The organism is Nonomuraea fuscirosea (assembly GCF_003001935.1).
Classification (GTDB): Bacteria; Actinomycetota; Actinomycetes; order Streptosporangiales; family Streptosporangiaceae; genus Nonomuraea; species Nonomuraea fuscirosea.
In genome coordinates this window covers 81469-94986 of sequence record NZ_PVNG01000027.1, presented here as the reverse complement: position 1 = coordinate 94986, position 13518 = coordinate 81469, and the positions used below count along the sequence as shown (strand labels likewise).

At 71.7% G+C, this 13518-nt stretch carries 14 protein-coding genes; 12 read left to right on the top strand and 2 right to left on the bottom strand.

From position 1 onward, the window contains the following. Positions 1–43: 43 nt before the first annotated feature. Together B0I32_RS46445 and B0I32_RS46440 are read right to left on the bottom strand one after the other, a co-directional pair. Positions 44–1177 (bottom strand): NAD(P)/FAD-dependent oxidoreductase, encoded by a 1134-nt coding sequence (locus B0I32_RS46445; RefSeq protein WP_106250664.1) that lies wholly within the window; start codon positions 1175–1177, stop codon positions 44–46. A 51-nt stretch (positions 1178–1228) separates the two neighbouring features. Beyond that, the gene (locus tag B0I32_RS46440) at positions 1229–1786 is read right to left on the bottom strand and encodes a hypothetical protein (protein ID WP_106250662.1); all 558 of its coding nucleotides are present in this window, start codon (positions 1784–1786) and stop codon (positions 1229–1231) included. A gap of 131 nt (positions 1787–1917) precedes the next feature. Between B0I32_RS46440 and B0I32_RS46435 the strand changes: the two genes are divergently transcribed. The 12 genes from B0I32_RS46435 (at position 1918) to B0I32_RS46385 (ending at position 13449) form a co-directional block, all read left to right on the top strand. Then, positions 1918–2547 carry a helix-turn-helix domain-containing protein gene (locus B0I32_RS46435; protein WP_106250660.1) on the top strand — a complete coding sequence of 210 codons (630 nt, stop codon included), beginning with the start codon at positions 1918–1920 and terminating at the stop codon, positions 2545–2547. 83 nt (positions 2548–2630) lie between these two features. Then, the gene (locus tag B0I32_RS46430) at positions 2631–3803 is read left to right on the top strand and encodes a homogentisate 1,2-dioxygenase (RefSeq protein ID WP_106250659.1); all 1173 of its coding nucleotides are present in this window, start codon (positions 2631–2633) and stop codon (positions 3801–3803) included. Then, a complete protein-coding gene (locus tag B0I32_RS46425) occupies positions 3782–4567 on the top strand; it encodes a hypothetical protein (RefSeq protein WP_245956549.1) in 786 nt (261 codons plus the stop codon). Before B0I32_RS46430 ends, B0I32_RS46425 begins: the two co-directional genes overlap by 22 nt. Further along, on the top strand, positions 4564–5667 hold the full coding sequence (fahA, locus tag B0I32_RS46420) for a fumarylacetoacetase (RefSeq protein WP_106250657.1): 1104 nt from the start codon (positions 4564–4566) through the stop codon (positions 5665–5667). The genes B0I32_RS46425 and fahA overlap by 4 nt, the downstream gene beginning before the upstream one ends. A gap of 73 nt (positions 5668–5740) precedes the next feature. Further along, a complete protein-coding gene (locus tag B0I32_RS46415; protein ID WP_106250656.1) occupies positions 5741–6913 on the top strand; it encodes a L,D-transpeptidase in 1173 nt (390 codons plus the stop codon). A 74-nt stretch (positions 6914–6987) separates the two neighbouring features. Continuing rightward, on the top strand, positions 6988–7419 hold the full coding sequence (locus B0I32_RS46410; protein WP_106250654.1) for an NfeD family protein: 432 nt from the start codon (positions 6988–6990) through the stop codon (positions 7417–7419). A gap of 3 nt (positions 7420–7422) precedes the next feature. Beyond that, on the top strand, positions 7423–8499 hold the full coding sequence (locus B0I32_RS46405; RefSeq protein ID WP_106250653.1) for an SPFH domain-containing protein: 1077 nt from the start codon (positions 7423–7425) through the stop codon (positions 8497–8499). A gap of 285 nt (positions 8500–8784) precedes the next feature. After that, positions 8785–9873 carry an L-threonine 3-dehydrogenase gene (gene tdh / locus B0I32_RS46400; RefSeq protein ID WP_106250651.1) on the top strand — a complete coding sequence of 363 codons (1089 nt, stop codon included), beginning with the start codon at positions 8785–8787 and terminating at the stop codon, positions 9871–9873. Then, entirely contained in the window at positions 9873–11042 is a 1170-nt protein-coding gene (locus B0I32_RS46395; protein ID WP_106250649.1) for a glycine C-acetyltransferase, read from the top strand. The genes tdh and B0I32_RS46395 overlap by 1 nt, the downstream gene beginning before the upstream one ends. Positions 11043–11088: 46 nt before the next feature. Continuing rightward, positions 11089–11991, top strand: coding sequence for a LysR family transcriptional regulator (locus B0I32_RS46390; protein WP_106250648.1), 903 nt, complete (start codon positions 11089–11091; stop codon positions 11989–11991). Positions 11992–12080: 89 nt separating this feature from the next. Next, on the top strand, positions 12081–12227 hold the full coding sequence (locus B0I32_RS58370) for a hypothetical protein (RefSeq protein ID WP_181308540.1): 147 nt from the start codon (positions 12081–12083) through the stop codon (positions 12225–12227). A gap of 22 nt (positions 12228–12249) precedes the next feature. Then, positions 12250–13449, top strand: coding sequence for an MFS transporter (locus B0I32_RS46385; protein ID WP_106250646.1), 1200 nt, complete (start codon positions 12250–12252; stop codon positions 13447–13449). The last annotated feature ends 69 nt before the right edge of the window (positions 13450–13518 follow it).

The window sequence follows — 13518 nt, the reverse complement described above, 5'->3', positions numbered from 1 at the left end:
CCGGATCATGCCCGCCGTCCCCCCAGTCCAGGTGGGGAGAGCCCTACCGGGGCCGGCCGCTGGTCCGCAGCTCACGTGCGGGGGTGCGCTCGTGCGGGCCGAAGCGCGGCTCCGGCTCGTACGCGCCGTCCAGCACGCCCGCCACGTAGCCGGCCAGCGCGGGGGCGTGCTTGAAGCCGTGCCCCGAGTCGCCGCCCAGCAGCCACACCCCTGGCGCCGTCTCGGCCAGCAGCCATTCGGCGTCGGGGGTGAGCGCGTACTGGCCGACCTGGGTGAACAGCACCGGCGCCTGGGCCAGCGAGGGGAACCGCCGGCGCAGATAGGTCCTGGCCTGCTCGACGCCGGCCGGGTCCACGACGCGTTCGCCGTGCTCGGGCTCGTACGGCGGGCCCTCCCCGTCGGTGCTCGCCTTCATGCCCACGCCGTCCACGTCGCCGTGCCCGTAGGCCGCGGCCCCGTGGTCCACCCAGGCCGGCGTCTCGGGCAGCGACCACGCGGGCGGCACCGCGAAGTGCAGCGTGTCCTGCTTCGTCACGGTCATCGGCAGCCCGTCGAACAGCGCGGGCAACCAGGCGCCGCACGCCCAGACCACCCGGTCGGCGTGCTGCCGCTCGCCGTCGATCTCCACCGCGCTCAGGTGGGAGCCGGTCTGCTCGTCCCGTACGGGCAGGGCCCGCGCCCTGACCAGCCGGACCCCTGCGTCGCGGGCCAGTGCGGCCGTCACCTGGGTGGCCCGGCGGGCCCTGATCACGCCCGCGTACGGCTCTCTGAGCAGGAAGCTGAGGTCGTCGCCGCGGAAGTCGGGGAAGAACCGGCCGCCGTCCGCCGGGTCCAGCACCTCACACTCGATGTCCAGATTTTTCAGGACCTGGGCGCTGGTGTGCTCCCACCCGTCCGGCGTGCCGGCGAACCAGATCATGCCCGCCTCCAGATACAGCTCCTCCCCGGCCCGCTCCTCCAGCCGCCGCCAGCCGTCCCGCGCCTGCCAGGCGAGCCGGGTGTACCACTCGTCGCCGCCGTGCGCGCAGCGCAGCAGCCGGGTCTCGCCCGCGCTGGCCTGCCGTAGGTGGCCCGGCCGGTGCTGCTCGACCAGCGTCACCCGCCAGCCGTCGTCGGCCAGCCGCAGCGCCAGTGATGACCCCCAAATGCCCGCTCCGACCACGATGACCGATTTCATGGAACCACGGTGACCGGAAACCCCGCCTCACCGCAAGAGACCTCAGATCTGTCACACGATGATGAGGCGGACGACGACACCCGCGCAGTTGCCCGCCACGCAGATCCGCACCGGCACCTCGCTGATGCCCGCCACCACCGGGACCCCGCCCACGTGGCCGTCGGGGCCGATGCTCACGCCGCCGGGCACCTTCTCGACGTCGGTCACCGTGAAGGTGGGCACCACCCCCGAGGGCCCGCCGTTGATGCCGATCTCGCCGTCGAGCGGCGTGCCCACCTTGCCGGGGAAGGTCAGCTCACGCGGCTCCCACGGCTCGTTGGCCAGCACCACGAGCGTCAGGTTGTGCGCCTGGCACGACCGGTCCATGCAGAGCTGGACCGGCGCGACGAACGTGCCGGGACGCTGCGGCCTGCCGGACAGGCGGCCACCGGCGTCGACCCTGACCCCGACGGCGAGATAGGCGGCGCGGAAGGTGACGCCTTTGGCGATCGGCAGCAGCTGCTGCCGCACCTCGATGCCCTGGGTGACGTAGAAGGTGTCCTCGACCAGGGCGCGCTCCGGCCGCGCGAGCGGCGTCTGGTACGCCATGGGCGTGGTGATGGAGGACATGGCGGGAGAAAAGGCGCATATTGCCACTCCGGCCAGCAGGAGCACCCACCAATGCCGCATCGTCACCCCCCGGCGGTTCTACGCCCATACCTACCCCCCTAACCGCGCGGCGTCACTACATAATCGGTCGCATGGCCGCCGAATCCGCTCAGACCCTCGAACGCGGGCTCCGCCTGCTCCGCCTGCTCGCCGACGGCAAGGGCGGCCGCACGCCGACCGAGCTGAGCGCCGAGCTATCGCTGAGCCGGCCCGTGGTGTACCGGCTGCTGACCACGCTGCTGGACGCGGGCTTCGTGCGCAGGGACGCCGAGGGCCGGGTGCACCTCGGGTTCGGCGTGCTGGCGCTGGCCCAGGCCGTGCAGCCGCTACTGCGGGCGGCGGCGGTCCCGACGCTTCGGCGGCTGGCCGAGCAGGTGGGCGCGACCGCGCACCTGACCGTGGCCGAGGGCGACGACGGGCTGGCCGTGGCGGTGGTGGAGCCGTCCTGGACCGACATGCACGTGGCCTACCGGGAGGGTTCGCGCCATCCGCTGGCCAGGGGCGCGGCCGGGCGGGCGATCCTGGCCCTGCGCGCGGGCAGCCACGATTACTTCGTCACGGAGGGGCAGTTGCAGGAGGGTGCGCGTGGCGTCGCCGCGCCGGTCACCGGGCTGCCGTGGCTGGAGGCGTCGGTGGGGGTGGTGACGTTCGGGCCGCTGGAGGAGTCCACGGGCCCGGCGGTGGTGGCCGCCGCCGCCGAACTGGCCGCCGTGCTGGGTTGACATCTCCCGGCGGATGGCGGACGGTGGCTCACATATAGAGGACACTTCCGTCCGATAACCGGACAGATGTGGAGGGGGCCGGGATGCCGTACTACCGGGTCGTGGGAGAGGTGCCGCGCAAGCGGCACGTGCAGTTCAGACGGCCGGACGGCGGTCTCTACGCCGAGGAGCTGATGGGCGAGGAGGGCTTCTCGTCCGACTCCTCGCTGCTCTACCACCGGCACCTGCCCACGGCGATCGTCAAGGCCGAGGCGGTCACACCCATCGGGGAGACGCGCCTTGAGCCCAACCTGCCGCTCTCCCCCCGCCACTTCCGCACCCAGGAGCTCTCCAGCGCCGGCGACCTGGTCTCCGGCCGCATGCCGCTGGCGGGCAACGCCGACGTCCGGCTGTCGTACGCCACCAGCGATCAGCCGAGCGAGCTCTACCGCAACTCCATGGGCGACGAATGCGTCTACGTCCAGCGCGGCCGGGTGCGCTTCGAGTCCACCTACGGCGTGATCGAGGCCGGCGAGGGCGACTACGTCGTCGTCCCGACCGGCACCATCCACCGGTGGGTGCCCGACGGGACCGTCAACGTGCTGGCCATCGAGGCGGCCGGGCACATCAGGCCGCCCAAGCGCTACCTGTCGCAGCACGGGCAGTTCCTGGAGCACGCCCCCTACTGCGAGCGCGACCTGCGGGCGCCGGCCGAGCCGTTCACGGTCGAGGGCGAGGAGGTGCCGGTCCTGGTCCGCACGCGCGGCGGCCTGACCAGGCTCGTCTACCGTCACCATCCGTTCGACGTGGTGGGCTGGGACGGCTGCCTCTATCCGTTCGCGTTCAACATCGACGACTTCGAGCCGATCGTGAAGCGCACGCACGCGCCGCCGCCGGTGCACCAGACGTTCGAGGGGCCCGGGTTCGTGGTGTGCTCCTTCTGCCCCCGGCCGCTCGACTACCATCCGGAGGCCGTGCCGATCCCGTACAACCATCACAACGTCGACTCCGACGAGTTCATGTTCTACGTGGGCGGCGACTACTCGGCCCGTCAGGGCTCCGGCATCGGCGTCGGCTCGATCTCGCTGCATCCGGCCGGGTTCACCCACGGGCCGCAGCCGGGGGCGGTGGAGGCGGTGATCGAGGCGGTCTCGCGCGGCGTCACCACGACGAGCGAGGTGGCCGTCATGGTCGACACGTTCCGCCCGCTCGACCTCGGCGGCAGCGCGCTGGCCTGCGAGGATCCCGGCTACGCGTGGACGTGGGCGCGATCATGACCCTCTACGCCGATCTGGTGGACGACGCGGGCCTGTTCCCGCCGACGTCTCTGCACATGGACGAGGCCCTGGCCCGCAACCGGCGCGATCTGGAGCAGGGCCACCCGGTGCTGACGCACCGCTTCCTGTGCCCGGCCGGCCGGCTCGACCGGCTGCGCGGCATGGACTACCTGCCTCAGCGCATCGGGCTGATCTGCGACATGGACGAACTGCCCGACTTCGGCGACCTGCCCGTGGACTACGTCGAGACGAAGCTGCCGCCCGACATGTCGGTCGAGGAGCTGGCCGCGCGGCTGGATCTGCCGGACGGCGTGCGGCTCTGGGCCGAGGTCCCCGCGCGCAAGACGTCCATGGAGGTGCCCGAGGGCGCCGGCCTGAAGGTGCGCTGCGGCGGTGCGACGGGCGAGGAGTTCCCGCCGGTCGAGCACCTCGGGCAGTTCATCAGGTCCTGCGTGGAGAACGGGATCCCGTTCAAGGCCTCCGCCGGGCTGCACCACGCCGTACGCCACTTCGACCCCTCGCTCGGCGTCGACCGGCACGGCTTCCTCAACCTGGTGCTGGCCGTCTGCGAGGCCGTCGAGGGCCGCGACCCCGCGCCCGTCCTGCGCACCACCGACGTCGGCCACCTCGTCCGGCTGTCCACGGCCGTGCGCGAGGAGACCGCCAGGCGGGCCAGGCGGCTGCTGGTGAGCTACGGCTCGTGCAACACCACCGCGCCCCTGGACGACCTGCGCTCGCTCGGACTGGTCGAGGAGGACTCATGAGCTGGGGAGTGGACAACCTGCCCTACGGCGTCTTCTCCCGCCCAGGGCAGCGCCCCAGGGTCGGCGTGCGCTACGGCGACAAGGTGCTCGACCTGGCCGCCGCGCTGCACGACGAGGTCTTCGCCGCGTCCTCGCTCAACCCGTTCATGGCGCGGGGCCGCGCGGCCTGGCACGACACCAGGACCCTGATCCAGAACAAGCTCACCGGCGACGTGTCGGTCACCGAACGGCACCTGATCCCGCTCGACCAGGTGCGCCTGCACCTGCCGTTCGAGGTGGCCGACTACGTCGACTTCTACTGCTCTCTCGAGCACGCGAGCAACATCGGCCGGATCCTGCGCCCCGGCTCGGAGCCGCTGCAGCCGAACTGGCGCCACCTGCCCGTCGGCTACCACGGCAGGGCGGGCACGGTCGTGGTGTCGGGCACGCCGGTCAGGCGCCCCCACGGGCAACTCGGGCCGGGCTCCTTCGGGCCGAGCGGGAAGCTCGACATCGAGGCGGAGCTGGGGTTCGTGGTGGGCGTGCCGTCCGCCATGGGGTCGCCGGCGGGGGCGTTCGAGGACCACGTGTTCGGGGTGACCCTGCTCAACGACTGGAGCGCGCGCGACATCCAGGCCTTCGAGTACGTGCCGCTGGGGCCGTTCCTGGGCAAGTCGTTCGCCACCTCGATCTCCCCGTGGATCACGCCGCTGGAGGCGCTGCCCCGGATTCCCGGCCCGGTCCAGGAGCCCGAGCCGGCCGCCTACCTGCGCCGGCGGGCGGACTGGGGGCTGGACGTCTCCTTGGAGGTGCTGCTGAACGGGGAGGTGGTGGCGCGGCCCCCGTACTCGGCCATGTACTGGACGCCGGACCAGATGCTCGCCCACCTGACGGTGAACGGCGCCTCGCTGCGTACGGGAGACCTGTTCGCCAGCGGCACGATCTCCGGCGCCGAGCCGGGCGAGCGCGGCTCGCTCATGGAGCTGACCTGGAACGGGACCGAGCCGGTGAAGCTGGCGGGCGGCGAGACCCGGGGCTTCCTGGAGGACGGCGACACGGTCGTCATCCGCGCCACCGCCGGTGACCTGACATTGGGCGAGGTGTCGGGATCCGTCGGATAAGTGACTCGACGTGCTTGTGTGATGACTCACCGCTACCCTGGGACCTCCCCTTCCCTCGGAAAGCAGGAGTCACATGCGCCGCGCCGTGATGTTCTGTGTCGCCTTTGTCCTGGCCTGTGGCGGTTGTAGTTCCGTCACGGCCGAGACCCCTTCGGCGCCTCCCGTCGTGCGGGTGTGGCCGCCGTTCGGCAGCAAGCACGCGCGGCCCGATCGCGGCCTGCTGGTCAGCGCGCAGGGCGGCACGCTCAGCCAGGTCCTGGTCTACCAGGGCGGGGAGCCGGTGCCGGGGCGGCTCGACGAGTCGCGGACGACGTGGCGCACCGACTGGACGCTCAAGCCCGCCACCGAATACACGATCACCGCCACCGCCGGGCGCGAAGGGGCGCCCGCCACCGTGGCCATGGGCCGGGTCCGCACCCGCGCCGCCGTCAGGACGTTCCAGGTGGCCGCGACCGCGCCCCTGCCGGGCGAGACCGTCGGCGCCGGCATGCCGATCGTGATCGACTTCGACACGCCCGTCGAGGACCGGGCGGCGGTCGAGCGCGCGCTGGAGGTCACCACGCAGACGCCGGTCGAAGGCGCCTGGCGGTGGATCAGCGACACGCAGGTGGTCTACCGCACCCGGCGGTTCTGGCCGGCCAGGCAGCGGGTCACGGTCAGCGCCCACCTGGCCGGCGTGCGCGCGGGCGCCGGCCTCTACGGCGCCGCCGACTCCACCTTCTCCTTCACCGTCGGCCGCCGGCAGACCAGCCTGATCGACGCGAAGACCCACCAGATGCTGGTCAGCCGCGACGGGCAGATCGTGCAGCGCATGGCCATCAGCGCCGGCATGGCCACCACCCACGAATACACCACGACCAGCGGCGTCCACCTGACCATGGACAAGGGAAACCCGGTCCGCATGGTCTCCCCCGGCCGGGAGAAAGGCGACCCCGGCTATTACGACATGATGATCGACCACGCGGTGCGCATTTCCAACAGCGGCGAATACGTGCACGCCAAGGACAACGTGTGGGCGCAGGGCCGGGCCAATGTCAGTCACGGTTGCATCAATTCCCGGCCCGACCAGGCCGCCTGGTTCTACGCCACATCGCTGCGCGGCGACCCCGTCACCATCACCGGCACCGACCGGTCGCTCGAATGGAACAACGGGTGGGGTTTCTGGCAACTGCCGTGGGAGAAATGGCGGCTGGGAAGCGCGCTGGCGGAAACCGGCCCAGCGGGCGGCGGGGTGCCGAAGCGCTGAAATCGGCATTACGGTAGAGGAGGGGGGAACCTTCGGCGAGCTCAGGCCCGTTACCCCTTATAGGAGGGCCGGATATGGATGAATGGATCATCTGGGTAATCCTCGCAGTCGTCCTGGGCGTGGCTGAGATATTCACGCTCACGGCCTCGCTCGGCCTCCTGGGTGTCGCGGCGCTGCTGACCGCCGCCACCGCTGCCATCGGATTGCCCGTTCCCCTGCAACTGATCTTCTTCGCCGTCTCCTCGGCGGCCGGCCTGCTGGTGCTCAGGCCGATCGCGATGCGCCATATCAAACATCCGCCGCTGCAGCGGTTCGGCGTCGAAGCACTCGTGGGTAAGCCCGCTTACGTCGTGGCGGAAGTGACGGGCCGCGACGGCCGCGTGCGCATCGGGGGAGAGGAATGGTCGGCGCGCGCCTACGACGAGACCCTCGTGATCCCCACAGGGGCGACCGTCGACGTCATCGAGATCGAGGGGGCTACCGCCCTCGTGTATCCCCGGGAGTGACCCATGGATCCGCTGTTGCTGGTCGGACTGTTCGTCATACTTTTCGCCGTCATGACCCTGTTGAAGGCCGTACGCATCGTGCCGCAGGCCCGTGCCCGCAACGTCGAGCGCCTCGGCCGCTACCACCGCACGCTCAAGCCGGGCCTCAACTTCGTCATCCCCTACATCGACCGCGTCCACCCCATGATGGATCTGCGTGAGCAGGTCGTCTCCTTCCGCCCCCAGCCGGTCATCACCGAGGACAACCTGGTCGTCGAGATCGACACCGTCCTCTACTTCCAGGTCACCGACCCGCGAGCGGCGGCGTACGAGATCGCGAACTACATCACCGGTGTCGAGCAGCTGACCGTCACCACACTACGCAACGTGGTCGGCTCCATGGACCTGGAGAAGACGCTGACCTCCCGCGACACCATCAACAGCCAGCTGCGCGGCGTCCTCGACGAGGCCACCGGCAAGTGGGGGCTGCGCGTCAACCGCGTCGAGATCAAGGCGATCGACCCGCCGAAAACGATCAAAGACGCCATGGAGAAGCAGATGAGGGCCGAGCGTGACAAGCGCGCGGCCATCCTGAACGCCGAAGGCCAGCGGCAGTCGCAGATCCTCACCGCCGAGGGCGACAAGCAGAGCCGCATCCTGCGCGCCGAGGGCCAGCGCACGGCCGCCATCCTGGAGGCCGAGGGCCAGTCGCGGGCCATCGACCAGGTCTTCCAGGCGGTGCACCGCAACGACCCCGACCCGAAGCTGCTCGCCTACCAGTACCTCCAGGTGCTGCCGCAGCTCGCGCAGGGCGACGGCAACACGTTCTGGGTGATCCCCAGCGAGGTCACCTCCGCGCTGCAGGGCGTCTCCAAGGCGTTCACCGAGGCCCTGCCCCGTTCGGCCGCCACGCGGGACGAGATGCCCGAGACCTCCGCGGCGGACGAGGAGGTGGCCAAGGCATCCGAGGCGGCGGCCGAGGCGGTCGCCGACGCCCAGGAGGCGGAGAGCCCGAACGGGCCCCGGCAGCTCACCCAGCGGAACGAGGAGCCGTCGCCGTTCCCCGGCCTGGACCGGAACCCGACGGAGGCCGATCGCTGACCGTCCTCCGGCGTTCGCCGGCCTGCCGTTCCCGGCGGGTTCCGGCCGTCTCATCGGCGGCCGGGACCCGCCGGAACGCTTTCCCGCCGCCTTCTCCGCCGTCCTCCCGCCGTCCTCCCGCCGTTCTCCCCGCCGCTTTTCCCGCTTTCCCGCGCCGTGGCGCGGCCGCCTGCCACGTGCCTGCCGCGTGAAGCGGAGCTGTGGGGGCACTTAAGAACTCCTCGATGGACACGTCCCGGGTCCTGCGGGCATGGTGCGTTAGGTTCTTAAGGGGGAAGTGAGGCCATGAAAGCGCTGGTCAAGGAGCGGGCCGAACCCGGGTTGTGGCTGACGGACGTGCCGGAGCCCGAGCTGGGGCCCGGCGAGGTGAAGATCCGGGTGCTGCGCACCGGGATCTGCGGCACCGACCTGCACATCCGCAAGTTCGACGACTGGGCCAGGCACACGCTGGAGCTGCCGCTCGTCGTCGGGCACGAGTTCTCCGGGCACGTGGTCGAGGTGGCGCCGGGCGTCGAGGACATCTCCGTCGGCGACCTCGTCAGCGGCGAGGGTCACCTCGTGTGCGGCAAGTGCCGCAACTGCATGGCCGGCCGCCGGCACCTGTGCCGCAACACGGTCGGCCTCGGGGTCAACAGGAACGGCGCCTTCGCCGAATTCGTCACGCTGCCCGCCTCCAACGTCTGGGTGCACCGCGTGCCCGTCCACCCCGACATCGCCGCCCTGTTCGACCCGTTCGGCAACGCCGTGCACACCGCGCTGTCGTTCCCGCTGGTCGGCGAGGACGTGCTGATCACCGGCGCGGGCCCGATCGGCCTGATGGCGGCGGCCGTGGCCACCCACGTCGGCGCGCGCAACGTGATGATCACCGACGTCAGCGACGAGCGGCTCGACCTGGCCGGCAAGCTCGGCGTCTCCCTGGCCGTCAACGTCTCCAGGTCCTCGATCGCCGAAGGCATGCGGCAGCTCCACCTGCGCGAGGGCTTCGACGTGGGGCTGGAGATGTCCGGCAATCCGACGGCCGTGCGCGACATGCTCGCGAGCATGACCCACGGCGGGAAGATCGCCATGCTCGGACTGCCGGCCGAGGAGTTCGCCGTGGACTGGTCGACCGTGGTCACCTCCATGATCACGATCAAGGGGGTCTACGGCCGCGAGATGTACGAGACCTGGTACAACATGTCCGTCCTGCTGGAGAAGGGCCTCGACCTCTCCCCCGTGATCACCGACCGGTTCTCGTACCGGGACTTCGACGCCGCCTTCGAGACGGCGGCCGGCGGCAGGACGGGCAAGGTCATCCTCGACTGGAGCGACGCGTCCAGCTCGGGGGAAACCGGCGGCGAGCCGGCCGGAGCCACCACGAACAGGAGCGCCTGATGTTCACGAACGTGCGCGAGCAGCTGCGTACGACGCTCGACGAGATCACCGAGGCCGGGCTGCTCAAGCCCGAGCGCGTCATCTCCACCCCGCAGAGCTCCCAGGTGAGCGTGGCCGGCCGCGAGGTGCTCAACTTCTGCGCCAACAACTACCTGGGCCTGGCCGACGACCCGACCGTGGTCGAGGCGGCCAAGCAGGCGCTCGACCGGTGGGGCTTCGGCATGGCCTCCGTACGCTTCATCTGCGGCACCCAGGAGGTGCACAAGGAACTGGAGTCGCGCCTGTCGGACTTCCTCGGCATGGAGGACACCGTCCTCTACAGCTCCTGCTTCGACGCCAACGGCGGCGTGTTCGAGACCCTGCTCGACGCCCAGGACGCGGTGATCTCCGACGCGCTCAACCACGCCAGCATCATCGACGGCATCCGCCTGTCCAAGGCCCAGCGCTTCCGCTACGCCAACCGCGACATGGCCGAGCTGGAGGCCCGGCTGAAGGAGGCGTCGGAGGCGCGGCGGCGGCTGATCGTGACCGACGGCGTGTTCTCCATGGACGGATATCTGGCGCCGTTGCGGGAGATCTGCGACCTGGCCGACCAGTACGACGCCATGGTCATGGTCGACGACTCCCACGCCGTCGGCTTCGTCGGCCTGACCGGCCGCGGCACGCCCGAACTGCACGGTGTCACCGACCGGATCGACATCATCACCGGCACGCTGGGCAAGGCGCTGGGCGGGGCCAGCGGCGGCTACGTCGCCGCCCGCACGGAGATCTGCGAGCTGCTGCGCCAGCGCTCGCGCCCCTACCTGTTCTCCAACTCCCTCGCCCCCGTCATCGCCTCCGCGTCGCTGCGCATTCTCGACCTGCTGGAGACCTCCAGCGAGGCCAGGGAACGGCTGCGCGCCAACACCGCCCGCTTCCGCGACGGGATGACCGCGGCCGGCTTCGACATCCTGCCCGGCGACCACCCGATCGTGCCGGTCATGATCGGTGACGCCGCCGAGGCGGGGGCCATGGCCGAACGCCTGCTCGACCTGGGCATCTACGTGATCGGCTTCTCCTACCCCGTCGTACCGCACGGCCAGGCCAGGATCAGGGTGCAACTGTCGGCCGCGCACTCCGAGCAGGACGTCGAGCGCGCACTCCAGGCGTTCGCCCAAGCCCGGGGCTGAGCTCCAGGCGCTCCCGCAAGCTCGGGGGCTGAGTATCCTCGCTCGCGTGATAGACACGCGGCGACTGCGCACGCTGCGCGCGGTGGCCGACCACGGCACGGTCACCGCCGCCGCGGCGGCGCTGCACCTGACGCCCTCCGCCGTGTCCCAGCAGCTCGCCGCGCTGGAGCACGAGGTGGGCCACCGCCTGCTCACCCGCGACGGGCGCGGCGTGCACCTCACCGCGGTGGGCAAGATCATGGTGGCGCACGCCAACGAGGTCCTGGCCCAGCTCGAACGCGCCGAGGCCGAGGTGGCCGCGTACACGACGGGCGCGGCCGGCGAGGTGACCGTGGCCTGCTTCGCCACCGCGATCAGCGCCGTGCTCTCCCCCGCCATCGCCGCCCTCCGCCACGACGCCCCCGGCCTGCGCGTCCGCGTCCACGACGCCGAGGGCGACCACGGCCTGCTCATGCTGCTCGACGAGCGCGCCGACCTGACCATCGCGGTCGAATACCGCGGCGCCCCCGACGCCGCCGACCGCCGCCTGTCCCGCCATCCCCTGTACGCCGAGCCGTTCGACCTGGTGCTCCCCCGCGATCATCCACTGGCCGGCTCGGCGACCCTCGTCTCACTCGCCACCGAGACCTGGATCGGCCCCCATCCCGGCAACCCCGTGCACGACGTGATCACGTTCGCCTGCCAGCAGGCCGGATTCACGCCCGACCTGGTCCACTGCTCCGACGACTTCCGCGCCGTGGTCGCCCTGGTCGGGGCGGGTGCCGGGGTGGCGCTGGTGCCACGGCTGGCGCTCCGGGACATGGCGCTGCCGGGGGTCGTGGTGCGGCACACGCCGGGCCCTGAACGCCGCGTCTTCGCCGCCGTACGACGGGGCTCCGACGCCCACCCCCTCCTGCGCCCGCTCCTCGCGGCCCTCCGCGAAGTGGCCGGATCCCTCGGAACGGGCTGAAACACTCCGCCCATATCCGGACATCTCCTCGGGTGTGTTCGCCGATCGGAAGGACCAATCCATGGGCCCCCTGAACCCGAGCAACGTCGGTGCCCGGCGACTGGCACGTGGACGGCGGCTTCCTCACCGAGCCCGGCGTGGCCACCCTCTCGATCTCGGAGACGCCGATGCCGGCGGAGGACATCACGTTCCAGAACGAGAAGTCGATGAGAACGTACGGCTGCCCGATCGGGTGATCTCCGGAGGTAGCCTGCGGCGGTGACCCGCGACGGATCCGGCGGCCTCCCCCACCGCAGGCTGCTCGGCCTGCCCGGCGTCGCGGCGCAGGCCGTGCTCGGGTTCCTGGCGCAGCTCACGCAGCAGGTGGCGCCGGTCGGGCTGGTGCTCGTCGCGCAGCGCGCGAGCGGCTCCCTCGCCCTCGCCGGACTGACGGCGGCGGCGTTCTCCGTCGGGGCGGGCATGGGCCGGCCCGTGCTGGGACGCCTCATGGACCGCCACGGTCCCCGTCCGGTGCTGGCCGCCACGGCCCTCCTGCACGTGGCGGCGCTGCTGGCGCTGGTCGGCTACGCCCAGCCCGGCCGGCCGCAGTGGCCCATGGTGGCGCTGGCCTGGATCGTCGGGGTCGCGCTGCCGCCGATCTCCGTCAGCATGCGGCTCGAATGGGGCCGCAGGACGCCCGCCGAGGGGCGTACCGCCGCCTACAGCCTCGTCTTCCTGGTCCAGGAGCTGGCCATGCTGGCCGGGCCGCTGCTGTTCGGCCTGCTGATCGCGGTGGCCTCGGCCTCGCTGGCGCTGGGCGCGGTCGCGGCGGCGGCCGGGGCGGGCACGCTGGCCTACGCCCGGGCGCTGCGGACCGGCTCGGCCGTCTCCGCACGGGGCCGGAGACGGGTGTTCGCCGACCGCGGCATGTTCGTGCTGCTGCCGGTGGTGCTGCTGCTGGGCGGCTTCATCGGAGCGGTGCAGGTGGGGGTGCCCGCGCTGGCCGCCGCCCGCGGCCTGCCCGCCGCGACCGGGCCGCTGGTGGCGGCGCTGTCGGTGGGCGGCATCACCGGCGCCATGGTGTACGGCTCCCGGCGATGGCGCTCGGCGGTCCCGGCCCGGCTCGCGGCCCTGCTGCTCGCCCTCGGCCTCCCCCTGACGCCCCTGGCCCTGCTCGGCACTCCGGCGTCGGGGTCGCTGCTGTGGATGGGGCTGTTCTGGGCGGCCCTGTTCGCCGCCGGGCTGGCGCTGACCCCGGCGCTGACGACGTCCTCCCTGCTGGTGGACGTGTACGCGCCGGACGCGCAGGCGGAGGCGTTCGGCTGGGTCTCGACGGCCATCGGCACGGGCGGCGCGACCGGCGCGGCGGTCGCCGGAGTGGCCGGCGACCGGTTCGGCCCCACGGCCCCCTTCCTCACCGCCGCCGCCTTCGCCCTGATCGGAGCGGCCCTGGCCCTGGCGCTCCTCAGACGCCTTTGAACGCCGTCACGTTTCTCAGGCGCCCATGAACGCCGTCACCGTCCGACGCTGACTCTGGCCCGAGTGCTC

Bases quoted from the DNA above. Each gene is read 5' to 3' on its own strand.
- B0I32_RS46445 (WP_106250664.1), bottom strand. From the start codon at position 1,177: ATGAAATCGGTCATCGTGGTCGGAGCGGGCATTTGGGGGTCATCACTG.
- B0I32_RS46440 (WP_106250662.1), bottom strand. From the start codon at position 1,786: ATGTCCTCCATCACCACGCCCATGGCGTACCAGACGCCGCTCGCGCGG.
- B0I32_RS46435 (WP_106250660.1), top strand. From the start codon at position 1,918: ATGGCCGCCGAATCCGCTCAGACCCTCGAACGCGGGCTCCGCCTGCTC.
- B0I32_RS46430 (WP_106250659.1), top strand. From the start codon at position 2,631: ATGCCGTACTACCGGGTCGTGGGAGAGGTGCCGCGCAAGCGGCACGTG.
- fahA (WP_106250657.1), top strand. From the start codon at position 4,564: ATGAGCTGGGGAGTGGACAACCTGCCCTACGGCGTCTTCTCCCGCCCA.
- B0I32_RS46415 (WP_106250656.1), top strand. From the start codon at position 5,741: ATGCGCCGCGCCGTGATGTTCTGTGTCGCCTTTGTCCTGGCCTGTGGC.
- B0I32_RS46410 (WP_106250654.1), top strand. From the start codon at position 6,988: ATGGATGAATGGATCATCTGGGTAATCCTCGCAGTCGTCCTGGGCGTG.
- B0I32_RS46405 (WP_106250653.1), top strand. From the start codon at position 7,423: ATGGATCCGCTGTTGCTGGTCGGACTGTTCGTCATACTTTTCGCCGTC.
- tdh (WP_106250651.1), top strand. From the start codon at position 8,785: ATGAAAGCGCTGGTCAAGGAGCGGGCCGAACCCGGGTTGTGGCTGACG.
- B0I32_RS46395 (WP_106250649.1), top strand. From the start codon at position 9,873: ATGTTCACGAACGTGCGCGAGCAGCTGCGTACGACGCTCGACGAGATC.